The organism is Puerhibacterium puerhi (genome assembly GCF_009846865.1).
GTDB lineage: Bacteria > Actinomycetota > Actinomycetes > Actinomycetales > Cellulomonadaceae > Puerhibacterium > Puerhibacterium puerhi.
Map to the genome: position 1 here is coordinate 1 of NZ_WUWN01000039.1, position 25039 is coordinate 25039.

Genomic DNA, 25039 nt, shown 5'->3' on the forward strand with positions numbered 1-25039 from the left:
CCGGCCGGCGGCCCCGCGCCCGGCGGCCCCCCGCCCGGCCGCGCCGCGTCCGGCCGCCCCGAAGCCCGCCGCCCCCAAGCCGAGCCCCCGCGGCTCGCGCTGACGGGCGCCCAGACCACCATCCCGGGTCGTGGCCAACCACGACCCGCACCCCGTCCCCGCCGCCGGCGGGTGACCGACACGAGGAGAGACGGCAGTCATGCCGAAGAACAAGACGCACTCCGGCGCCAAGAAGCGCTTCCGGGTCACCGGTAGCGGCAAGGTCATGCGCGAGCAGGCCAACGCGCGCCACCTGTTCGAGCACAAGCCGAGCACCCGCACGCGCCGTCTGGCCCAGGACCAGGTCGTCGCGCAGGCCGACGTCAAGAAGATCAAGAAGCTGCTCGGCAAGTGACCTCCCGCCGCGGCCGGTGACCGGCCGCGCGGAGCACTTCCGGCCCGACACTGCAAGGAGCATCACGTGGCACGCGTGAAGCGGGCGGTCAACGCCCAGAAGAAGCGCCGTACGACCCTCGAGCGCGCCAGCGGCTACCGCGGCCAGCGCTCGCGCCTCTACCGCAAGGCGAAGGAGCAGGTCACCCACTCGCTCGTCTACGCCTACCGCGACCGCAAGGCGAAGAAGGGCGACTTCCGCAAGCTGTGGATCCAGCGCATCAACGCTGCGGCCCGCGCGCAGGGCATCACCTACAACCGCTTCATCCAGGGCCTGGGCCTCGCGGGTGTCGAGGTCGACCGTCGCATGCTCGCCGAGCTCGCGGTCAACGACGTCGCGGCGTTCAACGCCCTCGTCGAGGTCGCCAAGAAGGCGCTCCCCGAGGACGTCAACGCGCCCAAGGCCGCGGCCTGAGCCACCTCCCGGACGCCCGGACAGCACGCTCCATGACCGCACCGCTCGACGTGACGCTCGCGAACCCGCGGGCCGACCGCGTCAAGCAGGTGCGGGCGCTGTCCGGGCGTCCTGCGCGTCTGCGCCACCAGCAGTTCCTCGTCGAGGGGCCGCAGGGCGTGCGCGAGGCGGTGCGGTACGCCGCCGACGCCGTGCGCGACGTCTACCTCACCGAGGCCGCCGCTGACCGGTACGCCGAGATCGTCGAGGCCGCCGCCGCTGCCGGCGTGCGCGTGCACCTGGGCACCCGCGAGGTGCTCGAGGCGATGAGCCCCGACGCCCAGGGCGTCCTCGCCGTCGTGCGCAGCGACTCGGTCACGCTGGGGGAGGCCCTCGACGCGCTGCGCGACCCCGACGGCGGGCGGCGCGGTGCGCTGCTCGTGGCCGTGCTGGCGACCGTGCGCGACCCCGGCAACGCGGGCACGGTGATCCGCGCGGCCGACGCCGCCGGCGCCGACCTCGTGGTGCTCGCCGGCGAGAGCGTCGACGTGCACAACCCCAAGGTGGTGCGCTCCACGGCGGGCTCGCTGTTCCACGTCCCCGTCGTGACCGGCGTCCCGCTCGCCGAGGTGGTCGACGCGGTCCACGCCGAGGGGCTGACCGTGCTCGCCGCCGACGGGTCGGGTGAGCACGACCTCGACGAGCTGCTCGACGTCGCCGGCCCGGCGCACCGCGCCGAGCGCGCGCCCGGCACGCCGGACCTCGCCGCCTCCACCGCCTGGGTCTTCGGCAACGAGGCGTGGGGCCTGCCCGCTGCCGACCGCGCCCTGGCCGACGCCGTGGTGCGGGTCCCGATCCGGGGTCGCGCCGAGTCGCTGAACCTCGCGACGGCGGCCACGGTCTGCCTCTACGCCAGCGGGCGCGCGCAGCGCTGAGCGCGCCGCGGCCTGGCCCGACGGTCAGGTGGCGGCATCCGCCGCGGCCCCTCCCGCCCGAGGGCCGCGCAGGCTACGGTCGGGGCCATGACCACCGTTCCTGACCTCGGCCGCATCAGCCAGGCGCTCGCCGAGGGCGCTGGTGTCCGTGACGTCTTCGGCGAGCCCGTCGAGCGTGACGGCACCCTCCTGGTCCCCGTGGCGCGCGTCTGGACGTCCGGCGGCGCGGGCGGTGGCACCGACACGACGGGCGGCGAGGGCCCCGGCGGTGGCGGCATCGGGCTGGTGCGGCACGCCCGGCCCGTCGGCGCCTACGTCATCGATCCCGACGGCGCCCGGTGGGTGCCCTCGTTCGACGTCACCCGGGTCGTCGTCGCCGGGCAGGTCGCGTTCGCCGTGGTGGCGGTGGCCGTCACCTGGGCCGTGCGCCGCCGGCGCGGCTGACCCGGGCGGCGGGGCTGACCCGGGCGGCTCGGGCGGCGGCCCGCGGTCGGGCGCGGTGCCGGGCCCCCGGCCGTAGCATCGCGAGGTGCGCCTGTTCACCGCCGTCTACCCGTCCGCCGAGGCGTCGGCGCACCTCGACCTGGCGCTCGGCGGGGTGGGCGGTGCCGCTGTCGCGGACCCCGGCGCGAGCCTGCGCTGGGTGCCCAAGGAGCAGCGGCACGTCACGCTCGCGTTCCACGGCGAGGTCCCCGACGGCGCGGCGCCCGGGTTCGTCGCCGACCTGCGGGCGGCGCTCGCCCAGCAGGAGCCGTTCGACGTCGCGCTGGCGGGCGGCGGCTCGTTCGGCGGCCGCACGCTGTGGGTGGGCGTGGGGGAGGGGCTCGAGGGCCTGCGGGCGCTGTCCGCGGCGGCCGAGCGGTCCGCCGCCCTCGCCGGCTTCCGCGCCGACGACCGTGCGGGCGGCCGGCCGCACCTGACAGTCGCCCGCGCCTTCGTCCCCCGCGGCCGCGACCGCGTCGACCGCGGCGGCGCGCGCCGCGCCCGTGGGCGCGACGAGGTCTCGCCGCTGGTCGCCTGGGCGCACGCCCTCGCCGTCTACCGCGGACCCGCGTGGCGCGTCGACGCGGTCCACGTGGTCACCTCGCGGCTCGGCCAGGGCCGCTCGGGCGGCCCGCTGCACGAGGACCTCGCCGTGCTGCCGGTCGGCTGACCGGCGCCCGGCGGCGCCGGCCGCGACCGGGGTGGCGAGCGTCGTGGTTCCCCGGCCTGCCGCGCCGGGTGACCGCGGAACCACGACGCTCGCGCCGGGGCGCACGGCGCTGCGGACCGTCCCGGAACCCGCTGGTCGACGGCGCATAGACTGGCCCCGGCCTGCGGCCCCGAGCGCCCGGCGTGGCGCGCCGCCGCGGTCCGACACCGTCCAGTCACCCCCAGCGGAAGGCACCATGTCTGCTCCTGCGCAGCCCTCCGGTCCCACGCCCGACGGCGGCGCGCCCTCGCCTCTCGACGTCGCGGCGCTCGACGCCGCCGTCGACGCCGCGCTCGCGGCGGTGGCCGCGGCCGACGACCTCGAGGCGCTCAAGGCCGTCCGCACGCAGCACACCGGCGACCGCAGCCCCCTCGCCCTGGCCAACCGGGCCATCGGCACGCTGCCCGGCCCCGACAAGGCCGCGGCCGGCAAGAACCTCGGCCCGCGGCGCGGGCGGGTCGCCCAGGCGATCGCGCAGCGCCAGGCCGAGCTCGAGGCGGAGCGCGACGAGCGCGTGCTGCGCGACGAGGCCGTGGACGTCACGCTGCCCACGGGCCGTCGCCCGGCCGGCGCCCGCCACCCGGTCGAGCTCGTCCAGGAGCGGATCGCCGACTTCTTCGTCGGCATCGGCTGGGAGATCGCCGACGGCCCCGAGGTCGAGGCCGAGTGGTACAACTTCGACGCGCTGAACTTCGGGCCGGACCACCCGGCTCGCCAGATGCAGGACACCTTCTACGTCGACGGCGTCACCGGTCCCGGCACGGAGGCCGGCACCGAGGCCGCCGGCGCCGGCCGGCCGAACCTCGTGCTGCGCACCCACACCTCGCCCGTGCAGGCGCGCTCCCTGCTGACCCGCGGCGCGCCGCTGTACGTCGCCGTGCCGGGCAAGGTGTTCCGCACCGACGCCCTGGACGCCACGCACACGCCCGTCTTCCACCAGGTCGAGGGCATCGCCGTCGACAAGGGCCTGACCATGGCGCACCTGGTGGGCACGCTCGACGCGTTCGCGCGGGCGATCTTCGGCCCCGAGGCCAGGACCCGCCTGCGGCCCAGCTTCTTCCCGTTCACCGAGCCGTCCGCCGAGATGGACCTGTGGTTCCCGCAGAAGAAGGGCGGCCCGGGCTGGATCGAGTGGGGCGGCTGCGGCATGGTCCACCCCAACGTGCTGCGCGCCGCCGGCGTGGACCCCGAGGTCTACACGGGCTTCGCGTTCGGCATGGGCATCGAGCGCTCGCTGATGCTGCGCCACTCGATCGCGGACATGCACGACATCGTGGAGGGCGACGTGCGCTTCTCCACCCAGTTCGGGACGGAGATCTGATGCCCCGCATCGCCATCGACTGGCTCGCCGACCACGTCGAGCTGCCCGCGGGCCTGACCGCCGAGCAGCTCGCCGCCGACCTCGTGCGCGTGGGCCTGGAGGAGGAGGCGATCCACGGCGCCGCCGTGACCGGCCCCCTCGTCGTCGGCCGCGTGCTCGAACGCGCCCCCGAGCCGCAGAAGAACGGCAAGACGATCAACTGGTGCCAGGTCGACGTCGGCACCCACAACGTCGACGGCGTCCCGGCGGCCGACGGCGGCACGCCCCGCGGCATCGTCTGCGGCGCGCACAACTTCGACGTCGGCGACCTCGTCGTGGTCGCCCTGCCCGGCACCGTGCTGCCCGGGCCGTTCCCGATCGCCAGCCGCAAGACGTACGGCCACGTGTCGGACGGCATGATCTGCTCCCAGCGCGAGCTGGGCCTGGGCGAGGACCACGACGGCATCATCGTGCTGCCTCGCCTGGGCTTCGCCGAGGCCGACCTGACGCCCGGCCAGGACGCGATCGCGCTGCTCGGCCTCGGCGACGAGGTCCTCGAGATCAACGTGACCCCGGACCGCGGGTACGCGTTCAGCTACCGCGGCGTGGCTCGCGAGTACGCCCACTCCACGGGCGCGAAGTTCACCGACCGGGGCCTGCCGGAGAACCTGCCCACGGCCCCGCCGGCCGCCACGCCCGACGGGTTCGCCGTCGAGGTGGACGACGCCGCGCCGATCCACGGCGTCGTCGGCTGCGACCGGTTCGTCACGCGCGTCGTGCGCGGCATCGACCCGCAGGCGCCGACCCCCGCGTGGATGAAGCGCCGGCTCGAGGCCTCGGGCATGCGCGCCATCTCGCTCGCCGTCGACGTCACCAACTACGTGATGCTCGACCTCGGCCAGCCGCTGCACGCCTACGACCTCGACAAGGTCGCGGCGCCGGTCGTCGTGCGCCGTGCGCGCGCCGGCGAGCGCCTGACCACGCTCGACGACGTCGACCGCGCGCTGGACGCCGAGGACCTGCTCATCACCGACTCGCCCGACGGCGCGCGCGCCTCGCGCGTGCTCGGCCTGGCCGGCGTCATGGGCGGTGCCTCCTCGGAGGTCTCCGCGACGACCACCGACGTGCTCGTCGAGGCCGCGCACTTCGACCCGGTCACCGTGGCGCGCACCGCCCGGCGGCACAAGCTGCCCTCCGAGGCGGCCAAGCGGTTCGAGCGCGGCGTCGACCCGCGGCTGCCCGCCGTGGCTGCCCAGCGCGTGGTCGACCTGCTGGTCGAGCTGGGCGGCGGGACGGCCGACGCGGCGGTGAGCGACCTCGACGCCACCACGGCCCCGGCCGCCGTCGCGGTGCCGGCCGGCCTGCCGTCCCGGCTGGCCGGCGTGGAGTACTCGCGCGAGCAGGTCGTGGCGATCCTCGAGCAGGTGGGCTGCACCGTCGAGGGCGACGGCGACGTGCTGACCGTCACGCCGCCGACCTGGCGCCCCGACCTCACCGAGCCGGCCGCGTTCGTCGAGGAGGTCGTCCGCATCGCCGGCTACGACCAGGTCCCGTCGGTGCTGCCCGCCGCCCCCGGCGGCCGCGGGCTCACGCGCGAGCAGCGCACCCGCCGCTCGGTGGCCCGCGCGCTGGCCGAGGCCGGCCTCGTCGAGACGCTGTCCTACCCGTTCGTCGGCGAGGCGGACCTCGACGCGCTCGGCCTGGCCGCCGACGACGAGCGCCGCCGGGCGCTGCGCCTGGCCAACCCGCTCGCGGACGACCGCCCGCTGATGCGCACGCACCTGCTGGTGACGCTGCTGGAGACCGCCCGCCGCAACGTGGCCCGCGGCCTGCCGGACGTCGCGGTGTTCGAGCTCGGGCTCGTGACCCGGCCCGTCGCGGGGGCGCCCGCCGCCCCGCAGCTGCCGGTCGGCGCGCGGCCGTCCGACGACGAGCTCGCCGCGCTGGCCGCTGCGGTCCCGCCGCAGCCGCGCCACGTGGCCGGCGTGCTGACCGGCCGGCGCGAGCACGCCGGCTGGTGGAGCACGGGCCGCGCCGCCGACTGGGCCGACGCGCTCGAGCTCGCCCGCCTGGTGGCCGAGCGTGCGGGCGCCGACGTCGTCGTGCGCGCGGACGCCGAGACCATGCCGTGGCACCCGGGCCGCTGCGCCGCCCTGGCGCTGGCGGACGGCACCGTCGTCGGCCACGCCGGCGAGCTGCACCCGAAGGTGCTCGAGCGCCTGGGCCTGCCGGCCCGGTCGGTGGCCTTCGAGGTCGACCTGTCGGCGCTGGTCGCCGCCGCGAGCGGGGAGCCGGTGGCCGCGACGTCGGTCTCGGCGTTCCCCGCCGCCAAGGAGGACTTCGCGTTCGTCGTCGACGCCGACGTGCCGGCCGAGGCCGTGCGCGCCGCCGTCGTCGCGGGCGCCGGCGACCTGCTCGAGGACGTCACGCTGTTCGACGTGTTCACCGGCGAGCAGCTCGGCGCGGGCAGGAAGTCGCTGGCGTACTCGGTGCGGCTGCGCGCCGCCGACCGCACGCTGTCGGCCGACGACGTGCGCGCCGTGCGCGACGGCGTCGTGGCCGCGGCGGCCGACCGGGTGGGGGCGGTGCTGCGTGGCTGACGCGACCTCGACCCCGCACGTCCTGCCCGCGCGCACCGCGCTGGTCACGGGCGCCTCGCGCGGCATCGGCCGCGCGGTGGCGCTCGGCCTGGCGCGTGCCGGGCTCGACGTCGCGCTGCTGGCCCGCGACGCCGCCCGGCTCGAGGAGGTCGCCGCCGAGGTGCGCGCGATCGGCCGCTCGGCGCTGGTGCTGGCGGCCGAGGTGGCCGACCCGGCGCAGGTGCGCGACGCCGTCGCCCGGGCCGAGGCCCCGGCCGGCCCGGCCGACACCGACGGGCTGGGCGGCGTCGACCTGCTGGTCAACGCCGCCGGGCGGATCGACACCGAGGTGCCGCTGTGGGAGGCCGACCCCGACGAGTGGTGGTCGGTCATGGAGACCAACCTGCGCGGGCCGTTCCTGCTGTGCCGTGAGGTGGTGCCGGGCATGCTCGCACGCGGCGGCGGCCGCGTCGTCGACCTCAACAGCGGCTCGGGCTCGCACGACATGGTCGACGCCAGCGCCTACAACGTCAGCAAGACGGCGCTGATGCGGCTCGGGTCGCACCTGCACGCCGCGGGCTTCGACCGGGGGCTGCGCGTGCTGGAGCTGGCGCCCGGCGTCGTGCAGACCGACATGACGGCGAGCATGCGCTCGCACGAGGGCCGCACCGAGTGGACGCCGGTGGAGCGCACCGTCGACGTCGTCACCGCCTTCGCGCGCGGCGAGCTCGACGCCTGCTCCGGCTGGTTCGTGCGGGTCTCGCACGACACCCCGGGGTCGCTGCGCGAGCTGGCCGCGACGACGACGGCACCGGCCGCCCGCCGGCTGCGCGTGCAGCCGGCCGGCCCGGACGACGGCCTGCGGCACGTGCTCACGGGCCGCTGACCCCGCCCCCGAACGCCGACGGCTAGGGAAGTGGGACGAAACCCGGCGGGTTTCGTCCCCCCCCCGCCCGGTTTTTGTTTGGGGTCCCCCCCCGGGGGTGTCCCCCCCCCACTTCCCTAGCCGTCGGCCGTCCTGGGGGCCTGGCCCTGGGCCGGCCGGGTCAGCCGCGGGCGCGGGCGTCGCGCCAGGCGACCCACTGCTGGACGGTGGACAGGTCGTAGTCCGGCCCGCTCACGCCGACGGTCAGCAGGGTCGCGCCCGCGGCGACGAGCGTGTCGCCGGTCTCGGCCGGGTCGCCGGAGACGCCTACCGAGCGCTCGACGAGCGCGGCGGTGTCGCGCCCGACGGCCTCGCCGTGCTCGTCGAGGATGGCCGACTTGCGCTTGAGCGTGTCGACGTCGCCGAACGAGTGCCAGATGTCGGCGTGCTCGGCGACGATCCGCAGCGTCTTGCGCTCGCCGCCGCCCCCGACCATCACCGGGATGTCGCGCTGCGGCGCGGGGTTGCCCGTCGCGAGCCGGGCCTTGATCCGCGGCAGCGCCGCGGCGAGGTCCGCGATGCGCGTGCCGGCGGTGCCGAAGTCGTAGCCGAACGTGTCGTAGTCCTTGGCGAACCAGCCCGCGCCGATGCCGAGGATCAGGCGGCCGCCCGAGATGTGGTCGACGGTGCGGGCCATGTCGGCCAGGAGGTCGGGGTTGCGGTAGCTGTTGCAGGCGACCAGCGCGCCGATCTCGACGCGCTCGGTCTGCTCGGCCCAGGCGCCGAGCATGGTCCAGCACTCGAAGTGCTTGCCGTCGGGGTCGCCCGACAGCGGGAAGAAGTGGTCCCAGTTGAAGATGACGTCGACGCCGAGGTCCTCCGCGCGCCGGACGGCGTCGCGGATCTGGGCGTACTCGGCGTGCTGCGGCTGGATCTGGACGCCGATGCGCACGGCGCGGTCTGCGGTCATGGCCCCAGCGTAGGGACGAGCCCGCGGTGCTCGTGGCGCGGCACGCTCGTAGTCTGGGGCAAGCATCCGGCCGCGCCCGGCATCAGCAGCGAAGGAGACCCATGACCCGCATCGGCAGCAGCGACCTCGACGTCCTCGGCCTGTGCCTGGGCGGCAACGTGTTCGGCTGGACGGCCGACCGCGACGCGTCGTTCCGCATCCTCGACGCCTTCGTCGACGGCGGCGGCAACTTCGTCGACACCGCCGACAGCTACAGCGCCTGGGTGCCGGGCAACTCCGGCGGCGAGAGCGAGACGCTGATCGGGGAGTGGCTCGAGGCGCGCCGGCCCGCCGACGTCGTGGTGGCCACGAAGGTGAGCCAGCACCCCGACTTCCGCGGCCTGTCCGCGCCCAACGTCCGCGCCGCGGCCGAGGCCTCCCTCAAGCGGCTCGGCGTCGAGACCATCGACCTGTACTACGCGCACTTCGACGACGAGTCCGTGCCGCTGGCGGAGACCGTCGCGGCGTTCGGCGACCTCGTGCGCGACGGGCTCGTGCGGTACACCGCCGTGTCCAACTACTCCGCGGAGCGCATCCGCGAGTGGGTGCGCCTCGCCGACGAGCTCGGCGTGCCGCGGCCGGTGGCCGTGCAGCCGCACTACAACCTCGTCGAGCGCGGCGTCGAGGCCGACGTGCTGCCGCTGGCCCAGGAGCTCGGCCTGGGCGTGGCGCCGTACTACTCGCTGGCCTCCGGCTTCCTCACCGGCAAGTACCGCTCGGCCGACGGCGCCGCCGGCTCGCCGCGCGCGCAGGGCGCCGCCCGGTACGCGACCGAGCAGAACCTGCGCCTCGTCGACGCCCTCGAGCGCACCGGTGCCGCCCACGGCGCGTCGATCGCGACGACGGCGCTCGCCTGGCTGCGCTCCCGGCCGGCGGTCGTGGCCCCGATCGCCAGCGCGTCCCGCCCGGAGCAGGTGCCCGACCTCCTCGCCGCCGCGCGCCTCGAGCTGACCGCCGACGAGGTGGCCGAGCTGGACCGGCTGTCGGCCTGACCGCGCCCGCGGCGGCGCCGCGACGCGGGCGCCGCGACGCGGGCGCCCCGGGCCGGGGCGCCCGCGTCACGCCGCGCGCGTGGCCACCACGAACACGCGCCGGAACTCCAGCGGCGTCCCGTACGACTGCGTCGGGTACGCCTCGCGCAGCGCGGCGCCGTACTCGTCCTCGAAGCGGGCCCGCAGCGCGGCGTCGGCGGCCTCCAGGGCGTGCAGCACCGGCTGGGCGCCGGTCGCCGAGATCCACCGCAGCACGGGGTCCGGGCCGGCCAGCACGTGCACGTACGTGGTCTCCCAGGCGTCGACGGTCCACCCGGGCCGCGCGAGGACCTCGAGGTAGGCGGCCGGGTCCGCCGTCGCGCGCCGCTCCACCGGCCCGACGACGTCGGCGTACGGCGCCCGGGCGGCCACCTCCCGCAGCAGGCGGTGGCTCGGGGCGTCGTGGTTGCCCGGCACCTGGAAGGCGAAGGTCTGCGCAGCGGTGTCCGCCAGGGGGCGCAGCAGCTCCCGGTGGCCGGGCACCCACTGCAGCGCGGCGTTGCTGATCACCAGGTCGGCCCCGGCCACGGGCGCCCGGCGGGCGGCGTAGTCGCGGACGTCGGCGAGCTCGTAGCGGGCCCGCGGGTCGGCGTTCTGGTCGCGCGCCCGCGCGACCATCGCGGGGGAGGCGTCGAGCCCGACGACGTCGGCCTGCGGCCACCGCTCGCGCAGCACCGCCGTGAGGTGCCCGGGGCCGCAGCCCAGGTCGACGACCGTGCGCGGGGTCCCGGGGACGCGGGCCACGAGCTCGACGAAGGGGCGCGACCGCTCGTCGCTGAACCGCAGGTACTCGGTGGGGGACCAGTCGGCCACGCCGACCTCCAATCTCGATGTCGAGTATCTCGACGTCAAGATAATGGACCGGTGGTCACGGCACCAGCAGCACCTTGCCCGTCGTGGCGCGCCCCTCGAGCGCGCGGTGCGCCTCCGCGGCGTCCGCCAGCGGGTAGGTCGCGCCGACGCGCACGTCGAGGCGCCCGGCCGCGGCGGCCTCCATGACCTCGCTCGACCGCCACTCCAGCTCCTCGCGGGTGAGCGTGTAGTGCGCCAGCGTCGGGCGGGTGAGGAACAGCGACCCGCCGGCGTTGAGCCGCTGCGGGTCGAACGCCGGCACGGGGCCCGAGGCGGCGCCGAAGAGCACGAGCGTGCCGCGCGGGCGCAGCGACGCGAGCGACCCGTCGAACGTCGTGCGCCCGACCCCGTCGTAGACGACGTGCACGCCGGCACCGCCGGTCAGCTCCCGCACGGCGGCGGGCAGCTCGGTCGTGACGTCCGCCATCCGGGTGTAGTCCAGCGTGTGGACGGCGCCGGCCGCGCGGGACAGCTCGGCCTTCTGCGGCGTAGAGACGGTCGTGACCACGCGCCCGCCGCGCGCCGTGGCGAGCTGGGTGACCAGGAGCCCCACGCCGCCGGCGCCGGCGTGCAGCAGCACGTCGTGGCCGGGCCCCACCTCGAACGTCGAGGTGACGAGGTAGTGCGCCGTCATGCCCTGCAGCGGCAGCGCGGCCGCCGTGGTCAGGTCGAGGCCCGCGGGCACCGCGACGGCGTTGTCGGCGGGCACCAGCACCAGCTCGGCGTAGGAGCCGCGCGCCTCGTTCCACGCCACCCGGTCACCCGTGGCGAAGCCCTCGACGTCCGGGCCGACCGCCTCGACGACGCCGGCGCCCTCGACGCCCACGACGTGGGGGTAGGGCATCGCATAGGTGCCCGAGCGCCGGTAGGTGTCGATGAAGTTGACGCCGGCCGCGGCGACGCGGACCAGGAGCTGGCCAGGTCCCGGTTCGGGATCGGGCAGCTCGACGTGCTCCAGGACCTCGGGTCCGCCCGCCGCGCGGGCGCGGATCGCGTGCATGGCCCCGACTCTAGAGGCGGACGGCGGCGCGCGTCCCGGCCGCCCGCGGTGGTGCGCCGCCGCGCCCGGCTGCTCGCTAGAGTGCCACCGTGACCACCTCGACGCCCGCGCCGTCCCCGCTCGTCGTCCGCCCCGCGACCGATGCCGACTGGCCGGCGCTCTGGCCGATCGTCGAGGCCGTCGTCCGCGAGGGCGAGACCTACACCTACCCGACCGACCTCACCCAGGACGCGGCCCGCCACCTGTGGCTGGAGCGCCCGCCGGGCGCCACCGTCGTCGCGGAGCGCGACGGCGTCGTGCTGGGCACCGCCAAGATGGGACCGAACAAGCCCGGGCACGGCGACCACGTGGGCACCGCGTCGTTCATGGTCTCCCCGGCGGCGCGGGGGCAGGGGGTGGCCCGGGCGCTGGCCGAGCACGTCGTCGCGTGGCACCGCGAGCACGGGTACCGCGGCATCCAGTTCAACGCGGTGGTGGAGACCAACGCCGCGGCGGTGCACCTGTGGCGGTCGCTGGGGTTCCGCATCGTCGGCACGGTGCCGGGCGCGTTCCGCTCGCCCGCGCACGGGTACGTCGGCCTGCACGTCATGTACCTCGACCTCGGCTGAGCCGCACCCACCGGCCGCACCCCCCGGCCGCGCTCGCGCGGCGCGCGGTCCGCGGCGGCGCCGACGCCGCACGGCGCGCGCGGTGTGCCTACGGTGGGACCGGGACGACGGAGAGGGGCCGGCGATGGCCGAGATCGTGGACTGGACCCCCACGGAGGGCGACCTCGAGCCCGACGACGTGCGCGAGCAGATCCAGGTCGGCGTGCTGATGGCCAACGGGCGGCTGGCGGGCCGCTCCTTCGCCTCGTACGCCGAGGCCGAGGCGTGGGCGCGTCCGGAGGAGGGCGAGCAGGTCGTCGAGTTCAACGCGATCTGCGACTGCGACATGTGACGACCCGCCCGGCGCCGGCCGTCCGCGCACCGAGACCGCCCTGCGAGCGGCTATGCATTGGTGTGTATAGTCATGCACATGACCAGCAGCCAGCGCCACGACCGGCTCCGCGTCGCCGTCGCGGGCGCCTCCGGCTACGCGGGCGGGGAGCTCCTCCGCCTCGCCGCGCGGCACCCGCACCTCGAGATCGGCGCGCTCACCGCGCACTCCAGCGCCGGCTCGCCGCTCGGCGCCCACCAGCCGCACCTGCGCTCGCTGGCCGACCGCGTGCTGGAGCCCACCACCGCCGAGACGCTCGCCGGGCACGACGTCGTCGTGCTCGCCCTGCCGCACGGCGCGTCGGGCGAGATCGCCGCGCAGCTGCCCGACGACGTGCTGGTGCTCGACCTCGGCGCGGACCACCGCCTCGCCTCGGCGGCGGCCTGGGAGCAGTTCTACGGCTCGCCGCACGCCGGCACCTGGCCGTACGGCCTGCCCGAGCTGCTGCACGCCACGGGCGGCGCGATCACCGGCCGGCAGCGCGAGGCGCTCGCGGACGCGCGCCGCATCGCCGTGCCCGGGTGCAACGTCACCGCCGTGACGCTCGCCCTGCAGCCCGGCGTCGCCGCCGGCCTCGTGGAGCCCACGGACGTGGTGGCGGTGCTGGCGAACGGCTACTCCGGGGCGGGCAAGTCCCTCAAGCCGCACCTGCTGGCCGCCGAGGGCCTGGGCGCCGCCGTGCCGTACGCCGTCGGCGGCACCCACCGGCACATCCCGGAGATCGCGCAGAACCTCCAGGTCGCCGGCGCCCCCGCGGTGTCGCTCAGCTTCACGCCCACCCTCGTGCCGATGGCCCGCGGCATCCTCGCCACGGTGACCGCCCGGCTGGCGCCCGGCCTCGACCCGCGGGCCGCGGCGTCCGCGGTGCGCGAGGCCTGGGCCGCGGCGTACGCCGACGAGCCGTTCGTCCACCTGCTGCCCGAGGGCCAGTGGCCGTCGACCGCGATGACGCTCGGCGCCAACACGGCCCTGCTGCAGGTCGCCGTCGACGCCGCCGCCGGGCGCGTCGTCGTGGTCGCCGCCATCGACAACCTCGTCAAGGGCACCGCCGGCGGCGCGGTCCAGTCCATGAACGTCGCGCTCGGCCTGCCGGAGACGGCCGGCCTCGTCACCGAAGGAGTCGCACCGTGAGCACGAGCACCGGGTCCACCACGGGGACCGGGGTCACCGCGCCCGCCGGGTTCCGGGCGGCGGGCGTCGCCGCCGGCCTGAAGTCCACCGGCGCGCGCGACGTCGCCCTGGTGGTCAACGACGGCCCGCTGCGCACGGCCGCGGCCGTGCTCACCGCGAACCGCGTCTTCGCCGCCCCGGTCGCCTGGACCCGTCAGGCGGTCAAGGACGGCGCCGCCCGCGCCGTCGTGCTCAACTCGGGCGGGGCGAACGCCTGCACCGGCCCGGAGGGGTTCGCCGACACCCACCGCACCGCCGAGCACGTCGCCGCGGCGCTGTCCGCCGCCGGCGTCGGCGGCGAGGACGGCGTGGGCGCCGTCGACGTGCTCGTGGCCAGCACCGGCCTCATCGGGGTCCGCCTGCCCATGGAGAACCTGCTCGCCGGCGTCGACGACGCCGTCGCGGGCCTCGCGCCCGACGGCGGCGACGCCGCCGCGCACGCGATCATGACCACGGACACCGTGGCCAAGCAGACGCTGGCCGCCGGCGCCGGCTGGTCGGTGGGCGGCATGGCCAAGGGCGCCGGCATGCTGGCCCCGGGCCTGGCCACCATGCTCTGCGTGCTGACCACCGACGCCGCCGTCGACGCCGCCACCGCCGACGCCGCCCTGCGCGCGGCCACCGCGGCGACCTTCGACCGGGTCGACTCCGACGGCTGCATGTCCACCAACGACACGGTCGTGCTCCTGGCCTCCGGCGCCTCCGGCGTCACGCCGAGCCTGGCGGAGCTCACCGCCGCGGTCACCGCCGCGTGCGCGGACCTCGCCCGCCAGCTCGTCGCTGACGCCGAGGGCGCCAGCCACGACATCGCGGTCACCGTGCGGAACGCCACGAGCGAGGACGCCGCCCTGGCGGTCGCCCGCGCGGTGGCCCGCTCCAACCTCTTCAAGGCCGCCGTCTTCGGCAACGACCCCAACTGGGGCCGCGTGCTGTCGGCCGTGGGCACCGTGCCCGAGGACGTCGCGCCGTTCGACGCCGCGCTGCTCGACGTGGCGATCAACGGCGTCCAGGTGTGCCGGGCGGGGGGAGTGGGCGAGCCCCGCGAGCTCGTCGACCTGGCCGCGCAGCGGGAGGTGACCGTCGAGGTCGACCTCCACGCCGGCGACGCCGCGGTCACGCTCTGGACCAACGACCTCACGCACGACTACGTCCACGAGAACAGCGCGTACTCCTCATGAGCACCAGCCCCGCCACCCCCGCCGTGAGCCCCATCGACCCGCACGCCGAGAACGCCGACGTCGTCGCCGCCCTCACGCCCGACCAGAAGGCCGAGGTGCTCATCGAGGCCCTGCCGTGGCTGCAGGAGTTCTCCGGTGCCCTGGTCGTCGTCAAGTACGGCGGCAACGCGATGGTCGACGGCACGCTCAAGGCCGCCTTCGCCCAGGACATGGTCTTCCTGCGCCAGGTGGGGCTGCGGCCCGTCGTCGTGCACGGCGGCGGCCCGCAGATCAACGCCATGCTTGGTCGCCTCGGCATCGCCAGCGAGTTCCGCGGCGGCCTGCGCGTGACCACCCCCGAGGCGATGGACGTGGTGCGCATGGTGCTCACCGGCCAGGTGGGCCGCGAGCTGGTCGGCCTGCTCAACGCCCACGGGCCGCACGCCGTGGGCCTGTCGGGGGAGGACGGCGGCCTGCTGCGCGCCGGACGCCGGCACGCCGTCGTCGACGGCGAGCCGGTCGACGTGGGGCTCGTCGGCGACGTCGTCGAGGTCAACCCCTCGGCGGTGCAGGACATCCTCGACGCCGGCCGCATCCCGGTCGTCTCGACGATCGCGCCCGACGTCGACGACCCCACCCAGGTGCTCAACGTCAACGCCGACACGGCGGCCGCGGCGCTCGCGGTGGCGCTCGGCGCCAAGAAGCTCATCGTGCTCACCGACGTCGAGGGCCTGTACACGTCGTGGCCGGACCGCGGCTCGCTGGTGGAGCAGATCAGCGCGGGCGACCTGGCCGCCCTGCTGCCGTCCCTGGAGTCCGGCATGGTCCCCAAGATGGAGGCGTGCCTGCGCGCGGTGCGGGGCGGCGTGCCGGCCGCCACCGTCATCGACGGGCGCCAGCCGCACTCGGTGCTGCTGGAGGTCTTCACCACCCGCGGCAACGGCACGATGGTGGTGCCGGACGCCGCCTCCACGAGCACCTCCACGAGCACCGCCACGAGCACCGTCACCAGCAGCACCAGCAAGGAGCAGCCGGCATGAGCGACATCCTCGAGCCCATGACGACCACGGAGGCCGCCGGGACGGACCTGGGCGTCGCCGGCTGGACCGAGCGGTACTCCCACGCGGTGATGGACACCTTCGGCCCGCCGCAGCGCGTGCTCGTGCGCGGCGAGGGCGCCTACGTCTGGGACGCCGACGGGCGCCGCTACCTCGACCTGCTGGCCGGCATCGCGGTCAACGCCCTCGGCCACGCCCACCCCACGCTCACCGCGGCGATCAGCGCGCAGCTGGGCACGCTCGGGCACGTGTCGAACTTCTTCGGCACGCCCACGCAGATCGGGCTGGCCGAGACGCTGCTGCGTCTCGCCCAGGCGCCCGAGGGATCGCGGGTGTTCTTCGCCAACTCCGGCACCGAGGCGAACGAGGCCGCGTTCAAGATGACCCGCCGCGTGCTCGACGCCGACGGCCGGCCCCGCACCCGGGTGCTGGCCCTCGAGGGCGGCTTCCACGGCCGCAGCATGGGTGCGCTCGCCCTGACCAGCAAGGCCGCCTACCGCGAGCCGTTCGAGCCGCTGCCCGGGGGCGTCGAGTTCCTGCCGTTCGGCGACACCGCCGCGCTGGAGGCCGCGTTCGCGCCCGCGGCGGTCGCCGAGCGCGGCCCCGTGGCCGCGCTGGTGGCCGAGCCGCTGCAGGGCGAGGCCGGCGTGCGGCCGCTGCCGCCGGGATACCTGGCGCTCGCCCGGCGGCTGACCGTCGACGCCGGCGCGCTGCTCGTGCTCGACGAGGTGCAGACCGGCATGGGCCGCACCGGCTCGTGGTTCGCGTTCCAGCAGCCGGAGGTGGGCGGCGGCGTCGTGCCCGACGTCGTGACCCTGGCCAAGGGGCTGGGCGGCGGGTTCCCCGTCGGCGCCGTGGTCGCCTTCGGCGAGCGTGCCGCCGCGCTGCTCGGGCGCGGCCAGCACGGCACGACGTTCGGCGGCAACCCCGTGGCCGCCGCCGCCGCGCTCGCCACGATCGGCGTCATCGAGCGCGACGGCGTGCTGGAGAACGTGCGGCGCGTCGGGGCGCTGCTGCGCGACGAGATCCTCGCGGCGGGCAGCCCGCTGGTGCGCGAGGTGCGCGGCCGCGGCCTGCTGCTGGCGGTCGGGCTGACCGCGCCCGTGGCCGCCGACGTCGCGGCGCGGGCCCTGGAGGCGGGGTTCATCGTCAACCCCGTCGCGCCCGACGCGATCCGCCTCGCGCCGCCGCTGGTGCTGACCGCCGACCAGGCCCGCGAGGCCGCCGCCTTCTTCGGCTCCCTGCCGATGCCCGACCCGACCGACACCCCCGAGGAGCGCCGCTGATGCCCCGCCACTTCCTGCGCGACGACGACCTGACGCCCGCCGAGCAGCGCCAGGTGCTCGAGCTCGCGATGGCGTTCCGGGACGACCGGCACGTGCGCACGCCGCTGGCCGGCCCGCGCGCCGTCGCGATCCTCACCGACAAGCCCACGCTGCGCACCCAGGTGTCGTTCACGGCGGGCGTCGCCGAGCTCGGCGGCTACCCGCTCATGGTCGACGGCAAGCTGGCCCAGGTCGGCGTGCGCGAGTCGATCGCCGACGTCACGCGGGTGCTCGACCGGCAGGTCGCCGCGATCGTGTGGCGCACCTACGGCCAGGAGCGCATCGAGGAGATGGCCGCGGTCTCCCGGGTGCCGGTGGTCAACGCGCTGACCGACGGGTTCCACCCGTGCCAGATCCTCGCCGACCTGCTCACCGTGGCCCAGCTCCGCGGTGGCGTCGAGGCGCTGGCCGGCCAGGTCTTCGCCTACGTCGGCGACGCGGCGAACAACATGGCCAACAGCTACCTGCTCGGCGGGGCGTCCGCCGGGCTGCACGTGCGCGTCGGCGGCCCCGAGGGCTACCAGCCGGACGCGGCGATCGTCGCCCGCGCCGCCGAGATCGCCGCCACGACGGGCGGGTCGGTCCTGGTGACGGCCGACCCGAAGGAGGCCGTCGCCGGCGCCGACGTCGTCGCCACCGACACGTGGGTGTCGATGGGGGACGAGGACGAGGCCGCCGAGCGGCAGCAGCCGTTCGTGCCCTACCGCGTCGACGACGCGCTGCTGGCCGGCGCGAAGGACGACGCGATCGTGCTGCACTGCCTGCCGGCCTACCGCGGCAAGGAGATCACCGCCGAGGTGATCGACGGGCCGCGCTCGGCCGTGTGGGACGAGGCCGAGAACCGGCTGCACGCCCAGAAGGCGCTGCTGACCTGGCTGCTGGAGCAGCGATGAGCTCCGCCGCGTCCTCCCCGGCCGGCGGCAGCGCCCCGGTCACCAAGGCGGCGCGGCAGGCCCGGATCGTCGAGCACGTGCGCCGCGGCGTCGTGCACTCCCAGTCCGAGCTGGCCCGGCTGCTCGCCGAGGAGGGCCTGTCCGTGACGCAGGCGACGCTCTCGCGCGACCTCATCGAGCTGCGCGCGGAGAAGGTGCGCACGGCCTCGGGCGCGCTGGTGTACGCGGTGCCGGGCGAGGGCGGCGACCGCAGCGTCCGGGTGGACGAGGACACCGAGTACATGGCCGCGCGCCTGGCGCGGCTGTGCGCTGACCTGCTGGTCTCCGCCGAGGCGTCGGCCAACCTCGTGGTGCTGCGCACGCCGCCCGGCGCGGCGAACTACCTCGGCTCCGCCATCGACCACTCGGTGTTCCCCGGCGTGCTCGGCTGCATCGCCGGCGACGACACGATCCTCGTGATCGCGCGCGACCCGGCCGGCGGCGAGGACCTCGCCCGCCGCTTCCTGGCGCTCGCGACGCCGTCGTGACCGCCGCCTCCTGACACACTTCGACCAGACTCCCCACACGCAAGGAAGAGAAGAACCCCATGACTGATCGCGTCGTGCTCGCCTACTCCGGCGGCCTGGACACCTCCGTCGCCATCGGCTGGATCGCCGAGGCCACCGGTGCCGAGGTCGTGGCCGTCGCCGTCGACGTCGGCCAGGGCGGCGAGGACATGAACGTCATCCGCCAGCGCGCCCTGGACTGCGGCGCCGTCGAGGCGTACATCGCCGACGCGCGCGACGAGTTCGCCGCCGAGTACTGCATGCCCGCCCTGAAGGCGAACGCCCTGTACGAGGGTCGCTACCCGCTGGTCTCGGCGCTCAGCCGCCCGGTGATCGTCAAGCACCTGGTGCGCGCCGCCCGCCAGTTCGGCGCCACCACCGTGGCCCACGGCTGCACCGGCAAGGGCAACGACCAGGTCCGCTTCGAGGTGGCCACCACCTCGCTCGCCCCCGACCTGAAGACGATCGCGCCGGTGCGCGACCTGGCGCTCACCCGCGAGAAGGCCATCGACTACGCGGAGAAGCACAAGCTGCCGATCGCGACCACGAAGAAGAACCCCTTCTCGATCGACCAGAACGTCTGGGGCCGCGCGGTGGAGACCGGCTTCCTCGAGGACATCTGGAACGAGCCGACCAAGGACGTCTACTCCTACACCGACGACCCGACGTTCCCGCCGGTCGCCGACGAGGTCGTCGTCACGTTCACCGAGGGCGTCCCCACGGCCATCGACGGCGTGGCCGTCACTCCGCTGCAGGCGATCCAGGAGATGAACCGCCGCGCCGGCGCCCAGGGCGTGGGCCGCATCGACATCGTCGAGGACCGCCTGGTGGGCATCAAGTCCCGCGAGGTGTACGAGGCGCCGGGCGCCATCGCGCTGATCGCCGCGCACCAGGAGCTGGAGAACGTCACGCTCGAGCGCGAGCAGGCCCGGTTCAAGCGCGGCGTCGAGCAGCGCTGGGCCGAGCTGGTCTACGACGCGATGTGGTTCTCGCCGCTGAAGCGCTCGCTGGACGTCTTCATCGACGACACCCAGCGCTACGTCTCCGGCGACGTGCGCATGGTGCTGCACGGCGGCCGCGCCACCGTCACCGGCCGCCGCTCGGAGGCGAGCCTGTACGACTTCAACCTCGCCACCTACGACGAGGGCGACGCGTTCGACCAGTCGCAGGCCAAGGGCTTCATCGAGATCTACGGCCTGACGGCCAAGCTCGCCGCCGCCCGCGACGTGAAGTTCGGCAACGGCGTGGACCTGTCGGCCCCCGCCGACCTCGCCGCCGGGGCCCGCTGAGCCATGAGCGACACGCCGCACGGCTCCCCGGAGCCCACGACGCCCGACGGCGGCTCGCCGGACGGCGAGCTCGTCGCGGCCGCCTCCGGCGAGGCGGCAGTCCCCGGCGCGACCCCGGTCGCGCTGTGGGGCGGCCGCTTCGCCGGCGGCCCGGCGCCCGAGCTGGCCGCCCTGTCGCAGTCCACGCACTTCGACTGGCAGCTCGCCCGTTACGACGTGGCCGGCTCGAAGGCGCACGCCAAGGTGCTGCACGCCGCCGGGCTGCTCACCGACGACGAGCTGACCGGCATGCACGAGGCCCTCGACCGCCTCGCGGCCGACGTCGAGTCCGGCGAGTTCCTCCCGGTGCTCGCCGACGAGGACGTGCACACCGCCCTCGAGCGCGGCCTCATCGAGCGGGCGGGGCCGGAGCTGGGCGGCAAGCTGCGCGCCGGCCGGTCGCGCAACGACCAGATCGCCACGCTGGTGCGCCTCTACCTGCGCGACCAGGCCCGGACGATCGCCCTGCAGGTGCTCGACCTCGTGGACGCGCTCATCACCCAGGCCGAGGCCGCCGGCGACGCGCCCATGCCGGGGCGCACGCACCTGCAGCACGCCCAGCCGGTGCTGCTGGCGCACCACCTGCTGGCGCACGCGTGGCCGCTGCTGCGCGACGTCGACCGGTTCATCGACTGGGACGTGCGGGCCGCGCGCTCGCCGTACGGCTCCGGGGCGCTCGCGGGCTCCTCGCTCGGGCTGGACCCCGCCGCCGTGGCCGCCGACCTCGGCTTCGACGGCCCGGTCGAGAACTCCATCGACGGCACCGCCTCGCGCGATGTCGTCGCGGAGTTCGCGTTCGTCGCGGCGATGATCGGCGTCGACCTCTCCCGGCTCGCCGAGGAGATCATCGTGTGGAACACCAAGGAGTTCGGCTTCGTCCGGCTCGACGACGCGTGGTCCACCGGGTCGAGCATCATGCCGCAGAAGAAGAACCCGGACATCGCCGAGCTCGCGCGCGGCAAGGCCGGGCGCGTGATCGGCGACCTCACCGGGTTGCTGGCGACGCTCAAGGGCCTGCCCCTGGCGTACAACCGCGACCTGCAGGAGGACAAGGAGCCGGTCTTCGACCAGGTTGCCACCCTCACGGTGCTGCTGCCGGCGTTCACCGGCATGGTCCGCACGCTGACGTTCGACACCGCGCGGATGGCGTCGCTGGCCCCGCAGGGCTTCTCGCTCGCGACGGACATCGCCGAGTGGCTGGTGCGCCAGGGCGTGCCGTTCCGCGTGGCGCACGAGGTCGCCGGCGCGTGCGTGCGGGTCTGCGAGGAGCGCGGCATCGAGCTGTGGGACCTGTCCGACGCCGACCTGGCGGCGATCAGCGAGCACCTGACGCCCGAGGTCCGCACGGTGCTGTCCGTCGAGGGCTCGCTCGCCTCCCGCGACGCCGTCGGCGGCACCGCCCCGGCGCGCGTGGCCGAGCAGCTCGAGGCGGCCAAGGAGCGGGCCACCGAGTACCGCTTCTGGGCGCAGGGCTGAGGCCGGCGGCGCGGCGCCCGCGATGGTCCCTGCGGTGATCGACGACGAGGTCCTGGCCGGCCTGCTGCGGCGCGTCCGCCGCGGGCCGGCCCGGCTCGGGCCGCCGGACGGCTCCGGGGACGGCTCCGGGGAGGGCGGTGCCGGCCGCCTCGTCGTCGTCGACGGCCCTGCCGGCTCGGGCAAGACCACCCTGGCCGGGCACCTGGCCGCGGCGCTGGCCGCCCCCGTGGTGCACATGGACGACCTGTACGCGGGCTGGTCCGGCATGGCCGAGGGCGTCGACCGGCTGGGGGAGCAGGTCCTGGCGCCGCTGGCCGCCGGCCGCCCGGGGCGCTACCAGCGCTACGACTGGGGGGCGGGCCGGTACGCCGAGTGGCACGACGTGCCCCGCACGCCGTTCCTCGTCGTCGAGGGCTGCGGGGCCGGCGCGCGCCGGTTCGCCCCCCTCACCACGCTGCTGGTCTGGGTGGAGGCCGACGACGAGCTGCGCCTGCGCCGCGGGCTCGAGCGCGACGGCGCCGCCGCGCGCGAGCACTGGCTCGCCTGGATGGCCGCCGAGCGTGAGATGTACGACGCCGAGGGCACGGCCCGGCGCGCCGACGTGCGGCTCGACGGCCTCGGCCGCGTCGTCGGGCCCGACGGGGCCCGCGTGCCGCCGGGGACGGTGGCATAGTCCTGCGGCGGGAGGTGCGATGAGCACGACGCGCGCAGCAGGGACGGGCGCCTCGCCGCGAGGTGAGGTCACGACGGCGGCGACGGCGGTCACCGGGACGGGTGCCGGCACGGCTGTCGGCGCGGCGGCGGGAGAGGACCGACCCGGCGCGGCCGGGCCCGGCGTCGTGCCGGACCGCGAGTGGTTCCTGCGCCCGGTGCACGACGTCGCGCGGGACCTGCTGGGCGCCTACGTCACCCGGCGCACGCCCGAGGGCGAGGTGACGCTGCGGCTGACGGAGGTCGAGGCGTACGACGGCGCGAACGACCCGGGCTCCCACGCCTTCCGGGGGCAGACGGCCCGCAACGCCACGATGTTCGGCGAGCCCGGCCACCTCTACGTCTACCGGCACATGGGGCTGCACCACTGCGTCAACGTCGTGTGCGGGCCCGAGGGCCGCGCCTCGGCGGTGCTGCTGCGCGCCGGCGAGGTGACGGGCGGCGTCGACCTCGCGCTGGCCCGGCGCCGGGCGAAGGGGGTGTGCGACTCCGCGCGGCAGATCGCCCGCGGCCCGGCGCGCCTCACGGTGGCGCTGTCGCTCGACCGCACCGACGACGGGGCCGACCTGCTCGACGCGGGCGGCGCGGTCGTCCTGCGCCTGCCGACCGAGCCGCCGTCGGGGCCCGTCGCGACCGGACCGCGCGTGGGCGTGTCGGGGGAGGGCGGACGCGCCGACCTGTACCCGTGGCGCTGGTGGCTGGAGGGCGATCCCACCGTCTCGGTGTACCGCCCCGTGGCCCCGCGCCGTCGACGGCCCGCGCGTCGGGCAGACTAGGGGCGGCGCGATCGCGCCGTCCCGTCCATGAAGGAGCTGACTTCGGTGACCGACGTTCTCGACGAGCTGCACTGGCGAGGCCTGGTGGCGCAGTCCACCGACGAGGCCGCGCTGCGTTCTGCGCTGGCCGAGGGACCCGTCACCTATTACGCCGGCTTCGACCCGACGGCGCAGAGCCTGCACGTGGGGCACATGGTGCAGCTGCTCAACATGCGCCGCCTGCAGCTGGCGGGCCACCGCCCGCTCGCGCTCGTCGGCGGCGCCACCGGCCTGATCGGCGACCCGCGCCCGACCACGGAGCGCTCCATGCAGTCGCCCGAGGTCGTGGCCGGCTGGGTGGACCGCATCCGCGCCCAGATCGAGCCGTTCCTCGACTTCGAGGGCCCGGCCGCGGCCCGGATGGTCAACAACCTCGACTGGACCGGGTCGATGAGCGCCATCGACTTCCTGCGCGACGTCGGCAAGCACTTCCGCGTCGGCACGATGATCGCCAAGGACATCGTGGCCCGCCGCCTGCACTCGGACGAGGGCATCAGCTTCACCGAGTTCAGCTACCAGATCCTGCAGGGCATGGACTTCCGGGAGCTGTACACGCGGTACGGCTGCACGCTGCAGCTCGGCGGCAACGACCAGTGGGGCAACCTGCTGTCGGGCGTCGACCTGATCCGCAAGACCGAGGCCACGGCGGTGCACGCGCTCACCTCGCCGCTGATCACCAAGGCCGACGGCACCAAGATGGGCAAGTCCGAGGGCGGCGCCGTGTGGCTCGACCCCGAGCTGACCAGCCCGTACGCCTTCTACCAGTACTGGGTCAACACGGCCGACGCCGACGTGGTGCACTACCTCAAGGTGTTCACGTTCCGCTCCCGCGAGGAGATCGACGCCCTCGCGCAGGAGGTGGCGGAGCGGCCGTTCGCCCGGACGGCGCAGAAGGCGCTCGCCGGTGACCTCACCACCCTGGTGCACGGCCAGGCGGCGACCGACGCCGTGATCGCGGCGAGCCAGGCGCTGTTCGGCCGGGGCGAGCTGCGCGAGCTGGACGAGCGCACGCTGGCCGGTGCCGTGGCGGAGCTGCCGAGCACCGTCGCCAAGGCGGGGGACCCGGTCGTCGACGTGCTGGTCGGCACCGGCCTGGTGGACTCCAAGTCCGCGGCCCGGCGCGCGATCGCCGAGGGCGGCGCGTACGTCAACAACGTGAAGGTGACGTCCGAGGACGCCGTGCTCGAGCCGGCGGACCTGCTGCACGGCCGGTTCGCGGTGGTCCGCCGCGGCAAGCGGACGCTGGGGGTCGCGGCGGCGGAGTGACGCCGCCGCCTCTGCGCAGGCGGATCCCGGGCCCGGGCGACCACGTGTCGCCCGGGCCCGTCGGCGTCTGCGGGCGGCCCGCGGGGCGGGGCCCGAGCGCATCCGGCGGGGCCCCGCGCGTGTGGGCGCGGTCACGCCCGAGCGGGTTGGCGGCACGCCTCGGGGCGTGTAATGTTCTACGACGTCAGCCCGACGGGCCGGCGGACACGACGAGATCGACGAGGCGGAGACGCCGAGGCGATCGGGTGGCCGCGCCGGGGCTGGAACTCCACCGAAAGGATCCGGGAGCTTCGTGCGCCCTGAACCCGCAGGCGGGGGCTTGCCGAGCGGTCTCCGCCGGCTCGCGCAGACCGGCCGAGAGCCGGAAACGCGAGTTGGAGATCGGAAGCCGGTCTGGTAAGTTAGACGAGTTGCCCCGGACGGGGTCGGGACGAGGGTTCCGGGTCCGGATGGTGTGCGTCGGTTGTTTGAGAACTCAACAGTGTGCTTGACAGTCAATGCCAAGTTTATATCCCTCGGGGGACTGCCGTCCGGTGGTTCTTGGAGGATTCCTTTGGACAATGAACTGAACTGTCAGTTTGGTTCCTTGCCAGTTGATTAGATGCCCCTTTTTGGGGGTGCTTCGTATGGTCGTTACCGGGTACGCCTGGTGGCATCAGACATTTACGGAGAGTTTGATCCTGGCTCAGGACGAACGCTGGCGGCGTGCTTAACACATGCAAGTCGAA

Annotated in this window: 25 protein-coding genes and 1 rRNA gene; 23 read left to right on the plus strand and 3 right to left on the minus strand. The window is 75.6% G+C overall.

Features of this window, described 5'->3' with window-relative positions; translation table 11 throughout:
- The first annotated feature begins 199 nt into the window (after positions 1–199).
- The 8 genes from rpmI to GSF02_RS15210 all read left to right on the plus strand — a co-directional run bounded on the left by rpmI (position 200) and on the right by GSF02_RS15210 (position 7718).
- A complete protein-coding gene (rpmI, locus tag GSF02_RS15175) occupies positions 200–394 on the plus strand; it encodes a 50S ribosomal protein L35 (RefSeq protein ID WP_069984815.1) in 195 nt (64 codons plus the stop codon).
- A 66-nt stretch (positions 395–460) separates the two neighbouring features.
- Positions 461–847 (plus strand): 50S ribosomal protein L20, encoded by a 387-nt coding sequence (gene rplT, locus GSF02_RS15180; RefSeq protein WP_159798019.1) that lies wholly within the window; start codon positions 461–463, stop codon positions 845–847.
- A 32-nt stretch (positions 848–879) separates the two neighbouring features.
- A complete protein-coding gene (locus GSF02_RS15185; protein WP_159798021.1) occupies positions 880–1761 on the plus strand; it encodes a TrmH family RNA methyltransferase in 882 nt (293 codons plus the stop codon).
- Positions 1762–1848: 87 nt separating this feature from the next.
- Positions 1849–2205 (plus strand): hypothetical protein, encoded by a 357-nt coding sequence (locus GSF02_RS15190; protein ID WP_159798023.1) that lies wholly within the window; start codon positions 1849–1851, stop codon positions 2203–2205.
- Positions 2206–2290: 85 nt separating this feature from the next.
- Positions 2291–2914, plus strand: a complete 624-nt coding sequence (gene thpR / locus GSF02_RS15195) for an RNA 2',3'-cyclic phosphodiesterase (protein ID WP_159798025.1) — start codon at positions 2291–2293, stop codon at positions 2912–2914.
- 235 nt (positions 2915–3149) lie between these two features.
- Complete coding sequence (gene pheS, locus GSF02_RS15200) at positions 3150–4274, plus strand: phenylalanine--tRNA ligase subunit alpha (RefSeq protein WP_159798027.1); 1125 nt, start codon at positions 3150–3152, stop codon at positions 4272–4274.
- Positions 4274–6853, plus strand: a complete 2580-nt coding sequence (pheT, locus tag GSF02_RS15205) for a phenylalanine--tRNA ligase subunit beta (protein ID WP_159798028.1) — start codon at positions 4274–4276, stop codon at positions 6851–6853. The genes pheS and pheT overlap by 1 nt, the downstream gene beginning before the upstream one ends.
- A complete protein-coding gene (locus tag GSF02_RS15210; RefSeq protein WP_159798030.1) occupies positions 6846–7718 on the plus strand; it encodes an SDR family NAD(P)-dependent oxidoreductase in 873 nt (290 codons plus the stop codon). The genes pheT and GSF02_RS15210 overlap by 8 nt, the downstream gene beginning before the upstream one ends.
- Before the next feature lie 160 nt (positions 7719–7878).
- Here the strand turns inward: GSF02_RS15210 and GSF02_RS15215 are convergent, their stop codons facing one another.
- On the minus strand, positions 7879–8667 hold the full coding sequence (locus GSF02_RS15215) for an LLM class F420-dependent oxidoreductase (RefSeq protein WP_159798031.1): 789 nt from the start codon (positions 8665–8667) through the stop codon (positions 7879–7881).
- Positions 8668–8768: 101 nt separating this feature from the next.
- Between GSF02_RS15215 and GSF02_RS15220 the strand changes: the two genes are divergently transcribed.
- Positions 8769–9698, plus strand: coding sequence for an aldo/keto reductase (locus tag GSF02_RS15220; RefSeq protein WP_159798033.1), 930 nt, complete (start codon positions 8769–8771; stop codon positions 9696–9698).
- 66 nt (positions 9699–9764) lie between these two features.
- On the opposite strand, the gene GSF02_RS15225 is transcribed toward GSF02_RS15220, so the two are convergent.
- Together GSF02_RS15225 and GSF02_RS15230 are read right to left on the minus strand one after the other, a co-directional pair.
- The gene (locus GSF02_RS15225; protein ID WP_159798035.1) at positions 9765–10550 is read right to left on the minus strand and encodes a methyltransferase domain-containing protein; all 786 of its coding nucleotides are present in this window, start codon (positions 10548–10550) and stop codon (positions 9765–9767) included.
- Between the two features lie 55 nt (positions 10551–10605).
- Complete coding sequence (locus tag GSF02_RS15230; RefSeq protein ID WP_159798037.1) at positions 10606–11589, minus strand: quinone oxidoreductase family protein; 984 nt, start codon at positions 11587–11589, stop codon at positions 10606–10608.
- A gap of 89 nt (positions 11590–11678) precedes the next feature.
- On the opposite strand from GSF02_RS15230, the gene GSF02_RS15235 reads away from it, so the two are divergent.
- The 14 genes from GSF02_RS15235 to GSF02_RS15300 form a co-directional block, all read left to right on the plus strand.
- Positions 11679–12197, plus strand: coding sequence for a GNAT family N-acetyltransferase (locus GSF02_RS15235; protein WP_159798039.1), 519 nt, complete (start codon positions 11679–11681; stop codon positions 12195–12197).
- A gap of 124 nt (positions 12198–12321) precedes the next feature.
- Entirely contained in the window at positions 12322–12528 is a 207-nt protein-coding gene (locus GSF02_RS15240) for a hypothetical protein (protein WP_159798041.1), read from the plus strand.
- A gap of 78 nt (positions 12529–12606) precedes the next feature.
- Positions 12607–13698 (plus strand): N-acetyl-gamma-glutamyl-phosphate reductase, encoded by a 1092-nt coding sequence (gene argC, locus GSF02_RS15245; RefSeq protein WP_235915614.1) that lies wholly within the window; start codon positions 12607–12609, stop codon positions 13696–13698.
- Complete coding sequence (gene argJ, locus GSF02_RS15250; protein ID WP_159798045.1) at positions 13695–14915, plus strand: bifunctional glutamate N-acetyltransferase/amino-acid acetyltransferase ArgJ; 1221 nt, start codon at positions 13695–13697, stop codon at positions 14913–14915. Before argC ends, argJ begins: the two co-directional genes overlap by 4 nt.
- Positions 14912–15934, plus strand: a complete 1023-nt coding sequence (argB, locus tag GSF02_RS15255; protein ID WP_235915615.1) for an acetylglutamate kinase — start codon at positions 14912–14914, stop codon at positions 15932–15934. The genes argJ and argB overlap by 4 nt, the downstream gene beginning before the upstream one ends.
- Positions 15931–17238 carry an acetylornithine transaminase gene (locus GSF02_RS15260; RefSeq protein WP_159798047.1) on the plus strand — a complete coding sequence of 436 codons (1308 nt, stop codon included), beginning with the start codon at positions 15931–15933 and terminating at the stop codon, positions 17236–17238. The genes argB and GSF02_RS15260 overlap by 4 nt, the downstream gene beginning before the upstream one ends.
- On the plus strand, positions 17238–18170 hold the full coding sequence (argF, locus tag GSF02_RS15265) for an ornithine carbamoyltransferase (protein ID WP_159798049.1): 933 nt from the start codon (positions 17238–17240) through the stop codon (positions 18168–18170). Before GSF02_RS15260 ends, argF begins: the two co-directional genes overlap by 1 nt.
- Positions 18167–18697 carry an arginine repressor gene (locus tag GSF02_RS15270; RefSeq protein ID WP_159798051.1) on the plus strand — a complete coding sequence of 177 codons (531 nt, stop codon included), beginning with the start codon at positions 18167–18169 and terminating at the stop codon, positions 18695–18697. Before argF ends, GSF02_RS15270 begins: the two co-directional genes overlap by 4 nt.
- 59 nt (positions 18698–18756) lie before the next feature.
- Positions 18757–20004: an argininosuccinate synthase gene (locus GSF02_RS15275; protein WP_159798053.1), complete on the plus strand. Its 1248-nt coding sequence runs from the start codon at positions 18757–18759 to the stop codon at positions 20002–20004.
- 3 nt (positions 20005–20007) lie between these two features.
- Positions 20008–21519, plus strand: coding sequence for an argininosuccinate lyase (gene argH, locus GSF02_RS15280; protein ID WP_235915616.1), 1512 nt, complete (start codon positions 20008–20010; stop codon positions 21517–21519).
- A gap of 34 nt (positions 21520–21553) precedes the next feature.
- Positions 21554–22192: a nucleoside/nucleotide kinase family protein gene (locus GSF02_RS15285; RefSeq protein ID WP_235915617.1), complete on the plus strand. Its 639-nt coding sequence runs from the start codon at positions 21554–21556 to the stop codon at positions 22190–22192.
- 19 nt (positions 22193–22211) lie between these two features.
- A complete protein-coding gene (locus GSF02_RS15290; protein WP_159798057.1) occupies positions 22212–23006 on the plus strand; it encodes a DNA-3-methyladenine glycosylase in 795 nt (264 codons plus the stop codon).
- A gap of 45 nt (positions 23007–23051) precedes the next feature.
- Positions 23052–24311 carry a tyrosine--tRNA ligase gene (gene tyrS / locus GSF02_RS15295; RefSeq protein WP_159798059.1) on the plus strand — a complete coding sequence of 420 codons (1260 nt, stop codon included), beginning with the start codon at positions 23052–23054 and terminating at the stop codon, positions 24309–24311.
- A gap of 662 nt (positions 24312–24973) precedes the next feature.
- Positions 24974–25039: ribosomal RNA gene (locus GSF02_RS15300) — 16S ribosomal RNA — on the plus strand; the annotation flags it as partial.